The 18,634-nt window shown below is 33.6% G+C and carries 16 protein-coding genes, 1 riboswitch and 1 other annotated feature (1 of these 18 cut by a window edge); of the genes, 3 read left to right on the forward strand and 13 right to left on the reverse strand.

Going from position 1 to position 18,634, the window contains the following annotated elements; all coding sequences use genetic code 11:
* Positions 1-19: 19 nt before the first annotated feature.
* Both WBF61_RS09450 and WBF61_RS09455 read right to left on the reverse strand, forming a co-directional pair.
* The gene (locus tag WBF61_RS09450) at positions 20-433 is read right to left on the reverse strand and encodes a pyridoxamine 5'-phosphate oxidase family protein (protein ID WP_424255962.1); all 414 of its coding nucleotides are present in this window, start codon (positions 431-433) and stop codon (positions 20-22) included.
* A 136-nt stretch (positions 434-569) separates the two neighbouring features.
* Complete coding sequence (locus WBF61_RS09455) at positions 570-2,297, reverse strand: Na+/H+ antiporter NhaC family protein (RefSeq protein ID WP_424255964.1); 1,728 nt, start codon at positions 2,295-2,297, stop codon at positions 570-572.
* Between the two features lie 168 nt (positions 2,298-2,465).
* Positions 2,466-2,647: riboswitch (Lysine riboswitch) on the reverse strand.
* A gap of 184 nt (positions 2,648-2,831) precedes the next feature.
* On the opposite strand from WBF61_RS09455, the gene WBF61_RS09460 reads away from it, so the two are divergent.
* Positions 2,832-3,707: an SDR family oxidoreductase gene (locus WBF61_RS09460; protein ID WP_424255966.1), complete on the forward strand. Its 876-nt coding sequence runs from the start codon at positions 2,832-2,834 to the stop codon at positions 3,705-3,707.
* Positions 3,708-3,800: 93 nt separating this feature from the next.
* Here the strand turns inward: WBF61_RS09460 and WBF61_RS09465 are convergent, their stop codons facing one another.
* The 6 genes from WBF61_RS09465 to WBF61_RS09490 all read right to left on the reverse strand — a co-directional run bounded on the left by WBF61_RS09465 (position 3,801) and on the right by WBF61_RS09490 (position 11,155).
* Positions 3,801-4,745, reverse strand: a complete 945-nt coding sequence (locus WBF61_RS09465) for a LacI family DNA-binding transcriptional regulator (protein WP_424255968.1) — start codon at positions 4,743-4,745, stop codon at positions 3,801-3,803.
* A gap of 275 nt (positions 4,746-5,020) precedes the next feature.
* On the reverse strand, positions 5,021-6,346 hold the full coding sequence (locus tag WBF61_RS09470; protein WP_424255970.1) for a uracil-xanthine permease family protein: 1,326 nt from the start codon (positions 6,344-6,346) through the stop codon (positions 5,021-5,023).
* Positions 6,347-6,363: 17 nt separating this feature from the next.
* Positions 6,364-7,749, reverse strand: coding sequence for a guanine deaminase (gene guaD / locus WBF61_RS09475; protein ID WP_424255971.1), 1,386 nt, complete (start codon positions 7,747-7,749; stop codon positions 6,364-6,366).
* A 186-nt stretch (positions 7,750-7,935) separates the two neighbouring features.
* Positions 7,936-9,318: a hypothetical protein gene (locus WBF61_RS09480; protein WP_424255973.1), complete on the reverse strand. Its 1,383-nt coding sequence runs from the start codon at positions 9,316-9,318 to the stop codon at positions 7,936-7,938.
* A 201-nt stretch (positions 9,319-9,519) separates the two neighbouring features.
* Positions 9,520-10,470, reverse strand: a complete 951-nt coding sequence (locus WBF61_RS09485) for a metal ABC transporter substrate-binding protein (RefSeq protein ID WP_424255975.1) — start codon at positions 10,468-10,470, stop codon at positions 9,520-9,522.
* 178 nt (positions 10,471-10,648) lie between these two features.
* Positions 10,649-11,155, reverse strand: coding sequence for a methylated-DNA--[protein]-cysteine S-methyltransferase (locus WBF61_RS09490; RefSeq protein WP_424256013.1), 507 nt, complete (start codon positions 11,153-11,155; stop codon positions 10,649-10,651).
* A gap of 146 nt (positions 11,156-11,301) precedes the next feature.
* Between WBF61_RS09490 and WBF61_RS09495 the strand changes: the two genes are divergently transcribed.
* Positions 11,302-12,285 (forward strand): biotin--[acetyl-CoA-carboxylase] ligase, encoded by a 984-nt coding sequence (locus WBF61_RS09495; RefSeq protein WP_424255976.1) that lies wholly within the window; start codon positions 11,302-11,304, stop codon positions 12,283-12,285.
* Positions 12,286-12,302: 17 nt separating this feature from the next.
* The gene (locus tag WBF61_RS09500) at positions 12,303-12,839 is read left to right on the forward strand and encodes a biotin transporter BioY (RefSeq protein ID WP_424255977.1); all 537 of its coding nucleotides are present in this window, start codon (positions 12,303-12,305) and stop codon (positions 12,837-12,839) included.
* A gap of 131 nt (positions 12,840-12,970) precedes the next feature.
* Here WBF61_RS09500 and WBF61_RS09505 read toward each other — a convergent pair whose 3' ends face one another.
* From WBF61_RS09505 to WBF61_RS09525, 5 genes are all read right to left on the reverse strand, one after another.
* Complete coding sequence (locus tag WBF61_RS09505; RefSeq protein ID WP_424255979.1) at positions 12,971-14,182, reverse strand: amidohydrolase; 1,212 nt, start codon at positions 14,180-14,182, stop codon at positions 12,971-12,973.
* A 111-nt stretch (positions 14,183-14,293) separates the two neighbouring features.
* Positions 14,294-15,124 (reverse strand): energy-coupling factor transporter transmembrane component T family protein, encoded by an 831-nt coding sequence (locus tag WBF61_RS09510; RefSeq protein WP_424255981.1) that lies wholly within the window; start codon positions 15,122-15,124, stop codon positions 14,294-14,296.
* On the reverse strand, positions 15,115-16,830 hold the full coding sequence (locus WBF61_RS09515) for an ABC transporter ATP-binding protein (protein ID WP_424255983.1): 1,716 nt from the start codon (positions 16,828-16,830) through the stop codon (positions 15,115-15,117). The genes WBF61_RS09510 and WBF61_RS09515 overlap by 10 nt, the downstream gene beginning before the upstream one ends.
* Before the next feature lie 32 nt (positions 16,831-16,862).
* The gene (locus tag WBF61_RS09520) at positions 16,863-17,417 is read right to left on the reverse strand and encodes an ECF-type riboflavin transporter substrate-binding protein (protein ID WP_424255985.1); all 555 of its coding nucleotides are present in this window, start codon (positions 17,415-17,417) and stop codon (positions 16,863-16,865) included.
* Positions 17,418-17,450: 33 nt separating this feature from the next.
* Complete coding sequence (locus WBF61_RS09525; RefSeq protein ID WP_424255987.1) at positions 17,451-18,296, reverse strand: SAM hydrolase/SAM-dependent halogenase family protein; 846 nt, start codon at positions 18,294-18,296, stop codon at positions 17,451-17,453.
* Between the two features lie 93 nt (positions 18,297-18,389).
* Positions 18,390-18,634 (reverse strand) — a binding site (T-box leader); it runs 19 nt beyond the window's last position.

Raw genomic sequence — 18,634 nt, forward strand, 5'->3', positions numbered from 1 at the left:
TCCTTTTATTCTTACTATTTTAATTTAAATTAATAGATATTGCTTCATCATTCTTGGTTTCTCTAAGCCTTATTATTTCTAGTTTCAGTTGCAATACGATAATATTAGGGTCTTCTTTACTATCAAAAATTAAATTCATATATGGACTCCACAAATGCTCAATCAATGATTGATCTTCTGTCAGAGTAAGATCCCCTTCTATCTCTACATAGTTTTTATCAAAAAGACCTTCTTCATATCCCAGTAAAACAAATGCATGAGGATTTTCTTTTATTTCTTCTACTTTTCCTATTCTTTTATCTGTTGATGTATACAAAATAAATTCTTCGTTAAAAAATGTCATATAATATGATTTTGGCTTACTACCAGAAACTGTTGAGAGAATATTTATTTTTGTTTTTAGATACAATTTTAAGAGCTTTTTCTCTCTCATCTGCCATTTTCACAGCTCCATCTCAACTTGATTATATTATTACACAAACCTTTTTAAACTAGCAATAAATCCGATTCCCTATCCAGAAAACAAAAACTCTCTTCCCAGATAATAACGGGAAGAGAATTTAATTCATTTAGTTTTTTTCAGCTAGTTTATCTTCACTAACTTCATCTACTCTTGTACCTAAGAAATAAACAACTCCAACAGTCACAAGTAAAGCTACAGGCATCGCTATCCAAATTGGTACACCTAATCCAACAGGAATAAAGCCAAACAAACAAGAAATCACTCCAACAACTAAAGCATACAATAGTTGTGTTTTGACATGATCAAGGTGGTCAACACCTGACCCCATAGAGGATAGTATTGTTGTGTCCGAAATTGGTGAACAATGATCTCCGAAAATAGCTCCTGTTAAAACAGCTCCTGTTGTCATAATAACAAATTCAGGGTCTGTTGATAGTGCTGCTGCTAATGGAATCGCTAGAGGCATTAAAATACCCATCGTACCGTAGGATGTTCCAGTAGCAAATGACGTAACTGCTCCAAGAATAAATATAATGGTTGGCAATAGAAATACCGGCATTGAATCAGATAATAAGGAGACTAAAAATTCAGCCGTGCCTAGTTCGCCTATAACTGTACTTAACGACCAAGCTAATAACAAAATTGCTCCTGTAATAATTAATGATTTCATTCCATTAATCCATACCGCAACAGACTCAGTCCACGTAAAGGCTTTCTGCGAAACACCCATTGCCATAGCTACCAAGCTCGATAAAAGTGCCGCTTGGAATAAGACAATACTCGCATCAGATGCTCCAAAAGTTTCTTGGATAGCTAAAAAGGATAAGGGATTTGCTTCTAAGATAGCAATTGTTGCATTCTCTCCACTTTCCATAATGCTATTGTATCCGTTAAAATAAAAACCAATAAATGCTGAAACAATTAATGTCCCTATAGGAACAATCATATTCCAAATCGATAGCTTAACTCCTTCAGCTGGTTCCATATCTTCTACTTCTTTTGAAGTTTCAACTGCAAAATCATCAAAATCCTTCGCTTTATTTTCACGTGCCCTTTTTTCAGCATTTAACATTGGACCAAACTCTCTTAAGAGTAAGGCTGTTGCTAAAACAAAAGCTAACATTAAAAAGTTATAGAAACGGTAAGGTAACGTTTCTATAAAAATTCCATAAGCATTTACTGATTGACCAATAGATTCGTAACCGTCTTTTATTAATCCTACTTCATATCCTACCCAAGTAGATATCAATGCAATTCCTGCTATTGGTGCTGCCGTAGCATCAACTATAAAAGCTAGTTTCTCTCGAGAAATATGTTTCTCATCTGTAACAGGACGCATGACTGGTCCAACAATTAAAGAATTAGCGTAATCATCAAAAAACATTAATATCCCTAAAATCCATGTAATAACTTGAGCACTTCTTGGGCCTTTAGCTTTATTTGATAGAGCTGCTGCTACTGCTTTAGCTCCACCTATTTTCGTCATTAGGGCAATCAATCCACCAATCGTTAATACTTGTAGAATAATACCCGCGTTCCATGGATCAGATAACGAGATCAATGCATAATCCACTACACTTAAAAAAGCCTGAACAAAAGCAACAACAAAGTTACTATCTGCTAGATGAAGTACAAATGCACCAGAAAAAACTCCTAAAAAAAGTGAAATAATAACATCTTTAGTTATAAATGCTAACACTATAGCAACCACTGGAGGAACTAACGTGAATAATCCATAATTAACTTCTGTTCCATTTCCTCCACTAAAATCTGCATTAATGGCTAATATCAAAAATATTCCTATCACTGCTATGAATCCAATTTTCTTCTTCATTATCAACTTCCTCTCTATAATTTAAACAAAAAACGCAAAAAAACACCCCGAGTCTATTCTAAAGTGGACCCTATAGAGGGCACTTTTTTTAGTGTCCATTCTATGGGGTCCATTTTATTCAACTCAAGGTGTTTTCTTTTTTGTATCTGACTACAAAGAGAAAGTCCTTTTGTTGATAGTCCTCCATAAGAATCAAATAATTGATTTTCATGACAGTCTTGAATATCTTATATTCAAAACCAGCAACTAGCAGCTTGGCTCCACTAGTCACTTCGGCGATTTTTCCTTTTCGATGTCCTTTGCCTTTTATTGGTCATCGTACTCTTAAAAACCGCGCCTCTATCTGTCTATTTAGTTACGTTACTATCTACTCTTATCATTCTATACTATTTTAATAACTATTTCATCCATTCTGTTTAATTTTTTACAAATAAAGGTAGTTGTTTCATTTGCCTAACGTCTTATTCAATAGTAAACTAATAGAAAGAAAACGTTTTCTACCCCGTTATGACTATAAACTAAGGAGGACTTCAATTGACGATTTTAATTACTGGAGCCACAGGTTTGTTAGGCAAAAAAATTGTACAGATTTTATTAGAAAAGGGTATTCTTACAGAACAATTGGCTATTGCCGTACGCGATCCAAAAAAAGCTCAAGAATTCGCACTAAAAGGTGTAGATGTTCGTCAGGCTGACTACGAAGATAGCGAATCTTTAGAGCGAGCTTTCAGTGGTGTGGATAAATTATTGTTAATATCTTCCCAGGGAGATAATGAAACACGCATCACACATCATCGGAATGCTATTTTTTCAGCTAAAGCTGCTGGTGTTCGTTTTATTGCTTATACCAGTTGCACTAAACCCCAAACTAGTCACTTAACCGTTGCTGAAGTTCATCGTATTACAGAAAAAATGATACATGAAACAGGTATCCCCTATTCTTTTTTAAGAAATAATTGGTATATCGAAAATGAAATAGATATTTTAAAATCAATAGTAGAAGGCGCTCCTTTAGTAACTTCAGCAGGTGATGGTCGAGTTGGATGGGTTCCCAGACTAGATTACGCCCAAGCCGCAGCTGCTATTTTAAGCACAGATAACCACGAGAATACCATTTATGAGTTATCCGGTATTCCTTCTACTTATGAAGATATGGCTACAATTCTATCTACCCTTTTGGATAGAGAAGTTCCACTTTTACAAGTAGACGATCGCGAGTACAGAGAACACTTAATTGAGCAAGATATTCCTGAAGGATACCTTGATTTTTACGTTGAAGTTCAACAATCTATCAGACGAGGAGACCTGGATAGTGAAAGCTCTGATTTGCCTTCGTTACTTAATAGGCCAGCTATCACATTACAAGAATCTTTAACTGAAATCATCCATAAATTTCAAGCTTCTAAATAAAAAATTCAAGAGAACTCTTTCAGATCATCCTTTATCTTATAGTTTACTGAATAATTTATCTCGCCTATTTAGTTCATTATTCAATTTCCAACCTCAGTCTGGCATTCGTTTAATAATGGAATACGGAAAAATTTGTTTTTCCATTTCTCCACTTACTGCTAGCTGAAATGCTGCGCTACCTATCTTTTTCAAATGAAAGTCAATTGTGGTAAACGACAAAACTTCGCTTATAGCAAGATTTTCTTGCCCAATCAGTAACGGTTGACTTAACTGATGGTCCTTAGCATATTTGTATATACCACTAGCAACATGATCTCCATTTGTTACAATGGCATCAAAATTACGACCTTCTTCAAAGAAATAACTAGCTGCCATCTTCCCATCTTCCATTGTTGAGCAATTTCGCACGATATTCCCTTCAATGGGTATTCCTAAAACTTTTTCATAACTTTCAATATTTGTTTTTGAACTTGCACTAACTTCTTCACTACGATTGATTGTCACGCCAATATTTTTATATCCAGCATCTTTTAAATAATTGAATATTTCAGTATAGGCTTTTCCTCGATCGGCATAGACACTTGGAATCGCGTAATTTTGAGTATCTTCACAGCAAATAATGGGACCGTATTTAGTATTTTTTTCAATTTCTGCTAATGAATTGCATTTAGAGGTCAAAATCAAAGCATCTAGACGTTTAGTTTTTAACTGTTGAAAATAACTTTTTTCTATTTTGGGATCATAATTAGTAGGCAATAGTGTAACTGCGTAGCCGATTTCAAAAGCTGATTCAATAACGCCGCTGATAATTTTTTCAAAATAAGAATGATTCACATTAGGGATAACAACACCAATATTTTTTGAAGCACCTAAAATAAGATCTCTTGCTTGGCTATTGGGTGCATAGTCTAGTTCTTTGATTACAGTTAAAATTCGTTGTTTCTTTTCTTTTGATACATGTGGGTGATTATTCAATACTCGTGATACCGTTGTTACTGAACACCCTGATAGTTTTGCTACATCTTTAATGTTGGCCACACTTCTATCTCCTTTTTGTACTAGTACTCATTTAAGTGCAATTATAGCATTCTCTTCTAAGTAAATACAAAATTTCAAAATATTCCTTTGCGCTTCATCATTTATATAAAAAACTATGTATAGATATATTTTAAATCAAAGAGGCTAAAAAACGGATAAGTATATAGTTTCCCACTAAAATTAGACTAATAAAAAGGCTTGAAATCAATGTTTTGTAAAAATGATTTCAAGCCTTTTTTAATTTTTAACTAGTTATGTCCCAGCCTCTTATTTATTTAATCATTTGGCAATAATTTATTAAGAACAATTGAAGCTAATGAAGCTATCGCTATTGGAGAACTAAACAAGTAGTTAACCATTGTTGGTAAGCTACTTAAGTACTCTTTTGGCAAGAATAGCAACGCTACTATTAATAAAATAGGAATCGAAATAACATACATCTCTTTTTGTCCGATTTGTGTTTGCTTTATAATTTGAAATCCACCCATAGCAATGATCCCGCACACAAGTGCGAATACTCCACCAATAACAGCTGAAGGGATAGTTGAAATTAAAGCAGATAGTTTACCAGATAAGCCAAAAATAATAAATAGACCTCCCGCCGCTACGAATACACGACGACTAGCAATACCTGTAATCGTAATAATACCTGCATTTGAAGAATATCCCGTTACCGGAGTTGTTCCTAATAAAGAAGCGACTAAACATCCTAATCCTTCACCAATGACTCCTCTGTTAATATATTCTTTATTCAATGGTGTTTTTGTAACATTACTGACAGCTAGCCATGTACCGGTTGTTTCTGCTAATAAAACGATATAAATAATCAACATTGTTACAATCGCAGAAAAGTTAAAAGAGAACGTAAAATCTTTGAAAAGTAGTTGTGGCATTGAAAACCATTTTGCTTGTGCTACGGAAGATAAATCTAACATTCCCATGAAGCTGGCCAAGATACTTCCTGTTACTAAAGCGATAATAACAGAAGCAACTCGGAATAAGCGACCTCCTTTTGATAAATGATTCCCTAATAAAGAACAAACGATCATAACGGTGCCCGTTGTTATGGCTAAAAAAATATTTTGACCAATTGTTCCAACCGCACTTTTATAAACATTATCATTTACAGCCGCTGGCATCAAGGAGAGACCCACACAGAAAATAATTGTTCCTCCAACAATAGAAGGGACAAAGGAGTCAATGAACTTATGAAAAAGGCCCGTAAATCCTAAAACAACTACTAGAATAGCACCTACAAAACTCGCTCCCATAGCCGCCCCCCAACCTTCCATTCCGCCTCCATTTGCTAAAGTAATCCCAGCAATAGCGCCAATCGGAATAAATGAAGCGCCTTGTGCGACCGGCATTTTCATTAATAATCCTGATTGAATTATTGTTGCGATACCTGCTGCAATAAACGTAGACTGTATTAATATAGCCGACTGCCCAGAAGTAAAACCAACCATCATCGCTACTATAAACGGAACAACATAAACATCCATTGCAAGTAAGTGTTGTAGCCCCAAAACAATACTTTGAACCCAAGATACCGAATCATTTGTACCGACTGTTAACTTTATATTTGTTTGAGTAGTTTCCATATGTTATACGATTCTCCTTATTTTTTAATTTTTTCACCTTGAACCCATACCGAAGTAATGTTCTCACGTTTAGTTAAGTAAAGTAACTTTTGGAAAATATCTTCCAGAGGTTCAGAATCATTAAAAATAGGCATTGAAGCATTCGGTGTTCTCGTATCTATAACTTGAGCATCAAAAGCATAGTTTTCTGCTAGACGTCCTATTGGAAGACTTAAACTTTCTCCTCCACCAGCTGTTGCAAAATAAAAAGCTTCTTTAACTGTAATTCTTGATTTATCTGTTGTGCTTCTTTCGATAGGAGATTTACTTGTGTCTACACCGTCTTCAAGCATCCTAGATGAAATAACAGCCTGGCGAATAGCTGAATAAACACTCGGATCGAATCCTCCTGAAAGATCTGTTCCTAAGCCAATTTCTACTCCAAGCTCATGAAATTTTTTAATAGGAATTACACCATTTGCAAAATATGCATTTGATATTGGACAATGAGCAATAGCTGTTCCTTGTTTCTTGAATGTTAAGGCATCAGCATCACTTAGAAAATTACAATGCGCCATAACTGATTTATCTGTTAGTAGTCCATAGTCATTCAAAACTTGAGCGTCGTTTTTTCCGAATCTTTCCTTAACATAGCCATGCTCCCAGTCACTTTCGCTACAATGACTCGTTACATGTACATCATACTTTGCTGTTAATTCTCCTAACCCTTCTAGGGCTTGGTCTGTACAACTAGGTACAAACCTTGGAATAATAACCGGATATACTCCTTGTTTTATTTCAGGTTGCAATGTTTTTATACGTTTAATAAAACTCTCTGTATCTTCTAAAGCTGTTTTTGTGTCTTTATCACGATAATATTCAGGGTTTTGTTCCAGGTCATCCATAACAACTTTCCCAACTAATCCTCGCTGTCCTTTTTTCGCACAAATCTCAGCTAGTTTGTAACTAGCCTCCTCATGTATCGTTGCAAAATAAAGACCAGTTGTTGTTCCGTGTGCTAATAATGTGTCAACTAAATGAGAGTAAACCTTCTCAGCAAACATATTATCGTTGAATTTTGATTCTAAAGGAAATGTATATGTATCTAACCATTGATGCAATGGAATATCTAAAGCAGTACCACTTTGACCCCACTGCGGAGCATGAATATGCAGATCAATAAATCCTGGTAATAAGTACTGTCCTTCTTCTAGCGCGATTAACTTATTGGTCTCTTTAGCCTCTTGCAGAGTCTGATTATACTGTGAATCTGAAGGATTTAAACGTTTAATAATTATCCCGTTTTTATCAATACAATATAAGTATTGCTCCAAAATTTCAATTTCTTGGGCAGAAATACTAGAAAAACCTGTTCCCTTTATAACCTTAACTATTTTATCCATCCATCTCACCTTTGTTCGCATATTTTAACTACTCCTTTATTATAAGCGACCATTAAAGAACAAGTCAACCTTAATAACGAATAATAAAAGAAAACTATTCGTTATAATTCGTTATTCAAAGTGTTTCATACTGATTTTCCAGCTCTCATCGATAAATAATGTGCAAAAAAAAAAGAAGAGACAATAAGCCTCATCCATTATTTGTTATTAGTATTTATACAACAATCCAGACATTGCCGCTGTCCCTATTAAGACAATTGTAGCTAGAACAGCAAAATCACTGCCTTCAACTTTCTTTGTTTCCCTTACTTTATTTGCCTCATTTATCGTCTCTTCTGGGGTACTACTTAGAAAAGTATTCGTCCCAGAAAGGTTAGATTCAGGAACAACATCCGCAGAACCATCTTTTAGTTCTGTCTTCTCTTGTAAATCTGGCTCTTTAGATTGAGTAGGCAAATAGACAACAATCTCGTCCTGATCATCTTTCACGAGAGGTATAGATGGATTCTCTTTAGAATTCGTTTGCTCCTCGCGAAGATTCTCATCTTTTCCAGTATCTAATCCAGGTTTCTTTTCTACCTCTTCTACCTCTTCTTTCTTAGGTAGAATTTCTTTTTTTATGGATAGGTAGACACCTTTCCTATCTACTATCATTAAGGTAAGTGAGTCTCCTAAAGGAATATCTGATAATATTTTGCCATTAACTGTAAAGTTCCCATCTTTATCTGATACAACTTCAAACAATAATTCATTTAGGTAAAATCCTTTTATTATAGCATTTGGTAGTGTCTTTCCTTCATAATTTAGCATACCTTGGAAAATATCCGGTAATTTTGTTGCCTTTCTGATTTCTTCTACTCTCATTTCCCATTCTTTAGTAGGTTTCAAAACCGTTTTATCTAGAACAGTCATTATTCCATTAGATATAAAAACAAACTGAAACTTTTTACCTTCATAACTTTCTATTTGATTTTCATCAAATACCCAATTGAATTTCCCAGTTACATCATCCGGATAGATAGGTTTATTTACCTCCCCTTCACTAACTAGATAAATCTCTGTTCCCAACATTGTTTTACCACGAATTTCTTTTGAATGTGTATAAATTTCGGATACGTTCGTTGCTTTTAACATTTCATCCTCTTGTAAACTATTTTCTTGATAAAGAATGATTTCTGCTCCAACTTTTTTTTCTAAAACCTCTTTTAGAATTTGCTCTTCTTTGTATTCATTCTCTTTTATCTTTTTACTAACATTAAAAATTAATTTGTCTCCAACTTCAATCCTGTATAGACTGAAGTTTATTATGAATCTTCCATTAGTGGCTACTGGAATATTGATTTTTTTCTCTTCTTGACCTTTTATCGTTAATGATACTTTAGATTCAGGTTCTACTTTACTGTTATAAATCAAAGTATTCTCATAAATATCTGCAAGAATAGAACTTTCACTTTGGATTAATTCACTTTCTTTGATTATTTCGCTATCTACCAAGCTATTATTTTCTGCATAAACAACTGGAATCTGTCTACCCATTAGAATTGCAATCGTTATTCCAATTGCCCAGTAATATGTATTCATTTTTTTCATTTTCTTACCCTTTCTTGTTTACAAATAGAATAAAATTAGTGTTACTCTATTTTAGCTAAAAACTTATTGCTTTAATTTTCTTTCTTTTTAAAAGATAGTGCTTGTAACCTTTATTAGTCTACCACAAAAAACTAGCCAATTTAACGGCAATACAAACAAATGAGTAAGTATAGTTAAAGTGGCTAGTTGAATGTCAACTCATTATTGAATGCTTTTTTTCAGTGATTCAAGATTGTTTTTCATTACTTGAATATAATCCGTTCCAACTTCTTGTTCTTTTTTTGTAACGCCTTCAATCGGGTCTAAAACAGCTAATTCTATATTAGCTTCTGCTGCTAGTGTTTCTGCTATTTTTGAAGAAGTATTATTTTCAAAATAAATATAACGAACATCATTTTCTTTTGCATATTTTGATAATTCAGCCAGTTTCGACGGACTTGGTTCCGTTTCAGATGATAAGCCTGATATTGAAACTTGAGTTAGGTTATACTGCTTTGCTAAGTATGCAAAAGCGGCATGTTGTGTAACAAATGTTCTATTTTTAGCATTTTTAAAAGCTGTTTTAAATTCTTGATCTAATTGATCTAATTTTTCATTGTATTCTTTTGCATTCTTTTGATAGAATGATGCATTTTCTTGATCTACTTTCGCTAAACCAGTTTGAATATTTTTTACTTCTGCTTTTGCTAACATCGGATTCAACCATACATGCGGATCTACTGAATGTTGATGATCTTCTCCAACATCTTCATGATTTTCATCTTCAGAATCGATATTCTCTATAAACTCTATCCCTTTACTAGCGTTAATAATTGTAACTTTTCTTGTATCAACTGCTTCAAGTGTACTGGGTACCCACGTTTCCATTTCTTCACTATTATAAATAAAAATATCTGCATTTTCAATCGATGCAACCATTTTTGCACTAGGTTCAAAATCATGTGGCTCAGTTCCTGCCGGAATTAAAAGAGAAACATCAGCTTTATCTTGTACAATATTTTTCGTGAAATCATACATAGGATAAAAAGTTGTTACTACTTTCAATTTCCCATTTTCTTCTACTTGAGAATCAGTGTTTCCGCAAGCACTTACTAACAATAGCAAACCCAATGATAGTACTGATATAATCAATTTTTTATTTTTCTTCATCATAATAAATTCAACTCCTATTTTTTTAAGACACTATTCTAAGCACCCCTTAAATCGTAACTGTTACGTTTTAAAGAATACCTTATTTAAATATAAAATACAACCTATTTTCTTAAAAAATAAAGAAAATAGATTGCAGAACAACTTCATTGACAAACGGCTACTCTTTTTCTACCCTTACTTACTTTGAATTTTCTAAAAGTAGCAACTTATTTTTCATGTCTATAGGCCCACGATAACCTGATACTTTTCCACTCTTATGAATAACACGATGACAAGGAACGATAATGAGTAACGGATTTTTCCCTATCGCTGATCCGACTGCGCGAGAAGAATTAGGTTGTCCTATCTTTTTTGCTAGTTCTCCATAAGTTAGCGTTTCTCCATAAGGAATTTGGTTTAATTCTGCCCATACTTTTTCTTGGAATTCCGTTCCTTTTATATCTGTTGAGAAATCAAAACTTGTTCTTTGACCATTAAAATATTCTTCTAGTTGCGCAGCGTATAGCGTTATTTCACTTTGATTTTCCTCATATGAAGCTTTTATTTTGTTTTTTTCCATCCATTTTTCTATCTCTATCTTCCCTCCATTTAATGAGCCAACAAAACATAGCCCTTTTTCTGTTGCAGCTAAATAAATAGACCACTTAGGATTAGGTATTTTAGCATAGTAAATTCGTTTAGTCATTTCGTTCACTATTAAAACCTCCTCTTTTTTATTTTAGCGCCTGATACTAACTGTGCAATTGGTTTCACTTTCTGATTGTTACCCTTTTAAAAAAATAAGTTGACAACCTTTAATGTTTTATTTAGAATCAATCAAGAGGTGAGTACATGTCAACCAAAAATAAATTATTAGCAATCTTAGAACAACAGAAAGGGCAAACCATCTCTGGACAGGATTTAGCTAGATGTCTAGACGTTTCACGTACTTCAATCTGGAAAGCAATTTCTACTCTTAGAAAAGAAGGTTACGATATTGAAGCAAAAACGAATAAAGGGTACAGTCTTTCTACAGAATCAGATTTACTATCCAGTGAAGCTATTCGACCACTTTTAATGCAAGAATTAAAAAGGCAACCCTTTTATTTATTTAAAGCAATTGAATCAACAAATCAAGAAGCAAAAAAAATTGCTATTGAACACTCCTCTGAAGCAGCCATCGTTCTTTCTGAGGAACAACTAAAAGGCAAAGGGCGTTTAGGCAGATTTTTTTATTCGCCTCCTAAAACAGGAATCTATATGAGTTTAATCTTAAAACCAAATCTAACAACTACAGATGCGACTCTGATTACAACGGCTGCAGCTGTTGCGGTTTGTCTAGCTATCGAAAAAATAACAGAAAAAAAACCTTCAATCAAATGGGTTAATGATATTTATTTAAACGACTACAAAATTGCTGGTATTCTGACCGAAGCAGTCACTAATTTTGAAAACAGAACGATTGATACGATTATTTTAGGAATTGGCTTAAACTTTAAGACACCTGTTGCTGGTTTTCCACCAGAACTAGAATCTATTGCAGGGAGCTTATTAAATGAGGAAGATACTAAAATAATGCGTAATGAATTAATTGCAGAAATTATAAATCAATTCTATCAGATTTACCGAGAAATTGGAAAAAGAGACTTTCTTGATGATTACAAAAAACGTTGCTTCGTTTTTGGCAAAACAATTCATTTTAAACAAGGCAAACAAGATTTTAAAGCTATACCTATTGATATTGATCAGCAAGGTGGGCTGATCGTAAAATTGGAGGATGGGCAACTTCAAACTTTATCTTATGGTGAAATTACCATTCAACGTCCATTTAATTAAAAAGGGGAATAACTATTATGAAATTAAGTACTCGTGACATCACTTATTCTAGCATTATGGCTGCATTGACTTTTCTTAGTGGATTTCTTACTATTCCACTCGGACCTATCCCGCTAACTTTACAAACTTTATTCGTATTACTAACTGGATTAATCTTGTCTAAAAGAAATGCTTTAATTTCTCAAGGAATTCATCTTCTTTTATCTATATTGATAGGTGGGTTTCAAGCAGTTCTAAGTCCTAGTTTTGGTTTTGTTTTTGGATTTGCTGCTGGAGCTTATGTTATCGCCTTTATCTTAGAGAAATATGGCTATACACTTAAAGTTGCTTCGTTAGCTGTTATCGTTGGATCTATCATTATTTATTTAATTGGACTACCTTATATGACGATCATTCTAAATAGTTACTTGGGCGGAAATTTTTCTGTTATCCAAATTTTGCAAATGGGATTATTTCTTTTTATTCCTGGAGATATTATCAAAGCCGTTATTGCTGTTATCGTTGGTTTACGTTTACAAGGAAAAGTGGCTCGATCTCAATCCCAAGCTCGTTAAGTAGCCTACTTCTTATTTACTTTTACTATCTAAAGTCAAATCAAAAAAAACCTATTTACTCATTCAGTACTCTTTTGGTATTGAACGAATAGATAGGATTTTCGGCTAGTTTATCATTTATCTCTAAAATTTTATTCAAACATCCCTGAAACAAGCTCTCCCTTGAACATAACAACTCTTTCTGGACAAATTCTTGCAATTAACTCTGCAGAACTAGCTGCTTTTGCAAATAAGAAATTAGCCGGATCGCCTACTTTTGGCCATTGCTGTTCACCTTTATTATTTAAAGGAGTTAAACCATCTGAAACTAAAGAGTAGGCTTGTGAAAGTGATCTTTCATCTTGCATCGAAAAGACTTCTGCGGCTCGGCTAGCTCTTTCAATTAAATCTCCTGAACCAAAAGGACTCCAATGATCATTAATATTATCATTGACCACTCGCACTTTCACACCATTTTTTTGAAGTAAAAATACAGGTAAAACAGTTGTATCAATTGGAATAGTCGTATTTATACCTATTTTAGCCTCTGCTAACCGTTTTGAAATCGTTTGGATAATATCTGCATCTCCATCTGCCAAAGCAAGTGCATGGCTAATTTGTACTTTCCCTTCTAATTGATACTTTTTTGTATAATCAATAATTCGATTAATTTCAAATAATCCCAGCGTACCACGATCATGTAAATGGTAATCTATTTCTCGCTGATAATGACTTGCTAGTGTAAACGTCGTGTGTAATGATTTTTCTATATCGGTATCAATCGTTGCAGGATCTAATCCGCCTAATATGAGACTATCATCACTCGCTAAAGCGTCAGTTAACAAACCTTTTTTTTCTGTTGTTAGTGTACCATGTTGGGGGAATGCAACAATTTCATAATCTAAGCGATGTTTATTTTTTTCCAGAACATTTTTAACACATACCAAATTATCCAATTCTATAACTGAATCCACGTTTGTTTGAACTCTTAAAAAAGTAGCTCCTCTGCCACAAATTAAATCAATTAAAGCCTGTGCTTTTTTTGGTGTTTCAGGAAGAAAATCTCTTAAAAACTCTTTCTCTTCTTGGATTCTCTCCGCTACTCCTGATGCAGGAATAGCAGCTTGCCATTCGCCGCCAAAATGGCCTTTATCTAAATGAATATGATTGTCTTGTAGTGAAGGCAACGCTATATATCCTTTTGCATCAATTACACTGCTATCTGTTTTTATTTTTTCTGAGGAAATTGTCTTAATTTTTCCGTTTTCTACTTCTATAGCAAACTCAGCCGTTACTGTTATAAATTTATTCGGTTTAACTTCTTCATAACCCGTCTCTAAATAAATATTTTTAATCCAAACCATATTTATCATCTCCTTTTTATTATTCTATTCCCATGCCTCATAAAATAGAATCGTGTCTAACTTTCCAAATTAAATTAGAACTTAATTTCTTTTTAAAGATTATCGATTTTTTCATTGGAAAGGATTATAAAAGCGACTACCATTTTGAAAAGTTATCCATAAACTACCAACAAAAATAAGTATACCTATAAAAATAGTAATAAAATCTCTCTTTGTTGCTTTCTTTTCGTTGTACCAACTACGTTTTTTGTATTTACCAAAACCCCTTAATTCCATCGCATTACTAATTACTTCAATACGATCCAAACTAGATAAAATTAAAGGAATGATAATAGCAGAAATATTTTTAATACGTTTTGCCATTTTTTCATTTCGAGAAATATCAATGCCCCTTGCTTGTTGTGTTTGTGAGATATTTCGATAATCACGTTGAATATCTGGAATGTAACGTAATGCAAGAGAAACCGAATAAGCAATCTTATAATTGACACCTATTTTATTAAGTGAAGCAGCAAACTCACTAGGATGAGTCGTAACAATAAAAAGCAAAGCTACCGGAATCACAACAAAATATTTTAACGTTACATTTAATTGATAAAAAAGTTGTTCTAAAGTAAGATTATATCTTCCAAAAATATGGATAAGTTCATGACTTGTTCCGTATATTTTAACGCCTTCTTGAGGCGAGAATAAGTAAATAGCTATATTGTTTAATAGTAAAAAAAATAAAATGAAAACTAATACAAAACCGATTTCACGGAGTTTAATTTTAGAAACAACAAATACAAATAAACTGATGATGAATAGACCAGCTAATACACGAGTATCGTATGTCAACATTGCAGCTGTTGAGAACAATAAAAAGACCATTAACTTAGTCGCGCCTGATAAGGAATGAATAGAAGAATGACGTTCAATATAAGCTAATAGTTCTATTGCCATATTTTCCGTACCCCCTTATCATAGTTAATAAATGTAGAAACAAATTTTTCTTGGTCTGTAATCCCTATTTTTCTAACTAGTGTATATAAGGATGTCTTAGTTAAATTTGTTTGAGTAATTAATGACTGGTTCGATAGTACCTCAACTGCTGAAGAATCAGCTAACAGTTGACCATCGCCAATGACAAGAGTTCTTGTTGTGTATTCTAACATTAGATGCATATCATGAGTAATCATTAGAATCGTTACCCCTTGTTGATTCAGTTCTGTTAAAAAATTCATAATTTCTGTATAGTGACGAAAATCTTGTCCAGCAGTCGGTTCGTCTAATATCAGTATTTCAGGCTCTAAGACTAGAATAGCTGCAATGGTTACTCTTTTTTTTTGACCAAAACTTAAAGCCGAAATAGGCCAATTTCGAAAAGAATATAATCCACAAATCTTTAACGTTTTTAGAACACGTTCCTTTATTTGATCTTTTGGTACATTACGTAACGTTAGTCCGAAAGCAACTTCATCAAAAATTAAATGCTTAGAAATCATTTGATTGGGATTTTGCATAACTAATCCAATAACCTCAGCACGCTTCGTAATCGTATCTTTACTAATATCATTGCCTTTATAAATAATACTACCTGTTTGTTGACGTTCAAAACCACAGATTAGTTTTGATAGCGTTGATTTTCCTGCTCCATTTTTACCAACTATACTAACCATTTCACCTTTTTGAATTGAAAACGTTACTCCTGTTAATGTATTTCTTGCATTTGGATAATGATAAGAAAGATTTTCTACTCGTAGTACTGTATTCTTTTTCCGATTATTACTCATTGGATCAGATTCTTGATACCACTTTTTCAACAGTTCTTTATTTTGATCTGTAAGCTGCAGACAATCGATATGCTCTGGGTGCATTTCTGGTGTAACTTTTACACCAGCATATTTTAAAGCTTTTAAGTAAAGGGGTTCCCTAAGATAGCTAGTTTCTAACACATTTGTTGTTAATAACTTTTCTGGAGCAGCATCAGCAACAATTCGACCTTCACTCATTACAATAATACGATCAACATTTCGATATAAGACATCTTCTAAACGATGCTCGATGATGACAATCGTTTTATTTGTTTTTTTTTGCAGCTTATCAATCCAGTCAATCGCATGTTTACCAGTTGAGGGATCTAAATTTGCCAAAGGTTCATCAAAGAGTAAGATATCAACGTCATCAACAAGTACACCCGCCATTGAGACTCGTTGCTTTTGTCCACCAGATAGTTCATGTATAGATGCATTTAAATAATCATTCATGTTTACTAATTCAGCAACTTGAGTGACTTTTTCGTGCATTTTATTTTGCTCAACTCTATCATTTTCTAAAGCAAAAGCAATATCTTCTCCAACCGTAAGGCCAATAAATTGGCCATCCAAGTCTTGCAGTACGGTTCCTACCATTTTTGATAGCTGAAAAATATCTAATGTTTTCGTTTCTTTTCTATTAATTTGGCAAGAGCCTTTACTTTCTCCTCGGTACGCAAAAGGAACTAATCCATTGATGCAATGAGCAAGTGTACTCTTACCTGAACCAGACGGACCAACAATCACTACTTTTTCACCTTCGTAAATCGTTAAATTGATGTCTTTTAAAGTCGGTTCCGTTTGACTGCGGTATTTAAACGTGTATGATTTGAAATCAATAGCCACTCGGTTCATAATTCGGCTCCTTTTCACCATTTAAAGAATCATTATTCCTTCGTTAAACTATTACTTTTATTCCTTGTTTTTACATACGCTGTTAATAAAATCGTTCCGATAACCCCAACCGTTATAATATTTGAGATTCCAGCTACAATGCCTTGAGTAAAGACTTTATTCGCTGGTTCTGCATAAATTAGAATATCTAAAGTAGGTGCTAATATAAACCAACCTATCACTTGCGCGATAACTTGACTAATATTAAAACGGATTTTATCTTTCTTATTAAACTCTCCATCTTCCAATTGGATGTTTTTTGTTAAAAGTCCAATCGTAAGACCTACAAATAAAGAAACGATAACCCAACTCCACCATATTGAACCATAAGAAATGGCATCCGTTAAAGTATGACCAATTAAGCCAATCAAACCTCCAGCAATTGGTCCAAAAACTACTGCCATCAAGGCTAAAAATGCATAAGCTGTTTGAATACTCGTATTAGGAATCGGTGTAGGAATTGCAGCAAACCTTGACAAAATAACAAAAACGGCCGACCCAATTCCTATAGCAACGATTGTTTTAATGGATAGTTCTTTCTTTTTCATTTTTATCTCTCCTACTCTTTTATTAGTTTATCATTAATTAGTCGTTTTTTTTACCGTTATTTGCCAATTGCCGCTGCTTTTAATCTGATGGATGTGAGCAAATGATCCTTGATTGATTGCCACTCCTAATTTATCTAAAGAATTAATGAATAAAATAGGTTCGCCAACCTGACTATTCGCAAACGATTGTCCAATTTGGATTATATTTTGATAAACATAATTATCATCATTTGAAATGATAATCTCTAGTTGATCGCCATAAGATATTCCATGAGAAAAAAGTAATTCACGCGGAATATTCGTCCAAAGATTACCAAAGCGACTATCTAAAATATCAACGCTTCCAACAATTAAGTCCTTTTTTTCTTTTGCTTTTTGATGTGGCAATGTAACAACTTGATTTACATCAAAAATTGGTCCAACTTCTTCAAACGAAATTATTCCCGCAGCTAATCGAGCAGCTGTATAAACATAAACATCTCTTCCATGAAAAGTATACGATTCGCCAGAATTAGGTAGACGATTTACTATTTCGTCAATTTGACGAATAGAAACAATTCCAACACTCTCATGTAGATGTGTTAGTGTTCCATTATCTGGAGTTACAATATAATGATTATTTGATGTTTTAGCAACAACACTTAAACGTTGTGTTCCTACCCCCGGATCAACAACAGAAACAAACACTGTATTTTCAGGCCAATATTGGACTGTCTGATACAATCGATAAGAGGCCTCCCAAATATTGAATTGTGGTATCTCATGTGTTAAATCATAAACTCCTAGGGATGGTTCTACACCAAACGCAACCCCGTACATCGCACTAACTGCTCCATCGTTTAACCCAAAATCTGTTTGAAGCACAATTTTTTTCATCATTTCCCCTGCATCCTCTCTAATTAAAAAATGAAATAACCTTTTCTTCCTTAAAAATATAGTCTACAAAAAAACCACGTCCTTATCGAAATAATCGATAAGGACGTGGTTTAAGACGTGGTGCCACCTTATTTTTCAAGTTGCTCACACATACTTGACTCAGAGAGTGAAACAGCTAATCTCACTCTAGCTAAGGATAACGATTGCTACACCGTTACTAGCTATAATCCAACTATATATAGGATTATTCACTAATAAAACTCAAAGACCATTCTTCAATACCTAATTATACTTCTTCTCAGCTACCGAAGCTTTCTGTAAAAATTAATTGTACCTACTGT

It is taken from the genome of Carnobacterium sp. (assembly GCF_049673005.1).
Taxonomy (GTDB): Bacteria; Bacillota; Bacilli; order Lactobacillales; family Carnobacteriaceae; genus Carnobacterium_A.

What these genes read in the sequence shown, in the direction of transcription:
- WBF61_RS09520 (WP_424255985.1), bottom strand. Translation starts at nt 17,417, where the DNA reads ATGAAAAAGAAAGAACTATCCATTAAAACAATCGTTGCTATAGGAATT.
- WBF61_RS09480 (WP_424255973.1), bottom strand. Translation starts at nt 9,318, where the DNA reads ATGAAAAAAATGAATACATATTACTGGGCAATTGGAATAACGATTGCA.
- WBF61_RS09470 (WP_424255970.1), bottom strand. Translation starts at nt 6,346, where the DNA reads ATGGAAACTACTCAAACAAATATAAAGTTAACAGTCGGTACAAATGAT.
- WBF61_RS09485 (WP_424255975.1), bottom strand. Translation starts at nt 10,470, where the DNA reads ATGATGAAGAAAAATAAAAAATTGATTATATCAGTACTATCATTGGGT.
- WBF61_RS09515 (WP_424255983.1), bottom strand. Translation starts at nt 16,830, where the DNA reads ATGAACCGAGTGGCTATTGATTTCAAATCATACACGTTTAAATACCGC.
- WBF61_RS09490 (WP_424256013.1), bottom strand. Translation starts at nt 11,155, where the DNA reads ATGACTAAACGAATTTACTATGCTAAAATACCTAATCCTAAGTGGTCT.
- WBF61_RS09495 (WP_424255976.1), top strand. Translation starts at nt 11,302, where the DNA reads ATGTCAACCAAAAATAAATTATTAGCAATCTTAGAACAACAGAAAGGG.
- WBF61_RS09455 (WP_424255964.1), bottom strand. Translation starts at nt 2,297, where the DNA reads ATGAAGAAGAAAATTGGATTCATAGCAGTGATAGGAATATTTTTGATA.
- WBF61_RS09500 (WP_424255977.1), top strand. Translation starts at nt 12,303, where the DNA reads ATGAAATTAAGTACTCGTGACATCACTTATTCTAGCATTATGGCTGCA.
- WBF61_RS09450 (WP_424255962.1), bottom strand. Translation starts at nt 433, where the DNA reads ATGAGAGAGAAAAAGCTCTTAAAATTGTATCTAAAAACAAAAATAAAT.
- WBF61_RS09505 (WP_424255979.1), bottom strand. Translation starts at nt 14,182, where the DNA reads ATGGTTTGGATTAAAAATATTTATTTAGAGACGGGTTATGAAGAAGTT.
- WBF61_RS09525 (WP_424255987.1), bottom strand. Translation starts at nt 18,296, where the DNA reads ATGATGAAAAAAATTGTGCTTCAAACAGATTTTGGGTTAAACGATGGA.
- guaD (WP_424255971.1), bottom strand. Translation starts at nt 7,749, where the DNA reads ATGCGAACAAAGGTGAGATGGATGGATAAAATAGTTAAGGTTATAAAG.
- WBF61_RS09510 (WP_424255981.1), bottom strand. Translation starts at nt 15,124, where the DNA reads ATGGCAATAGAACTATTAGCTTATATTGAACGTCATTCTTCTATTCAT.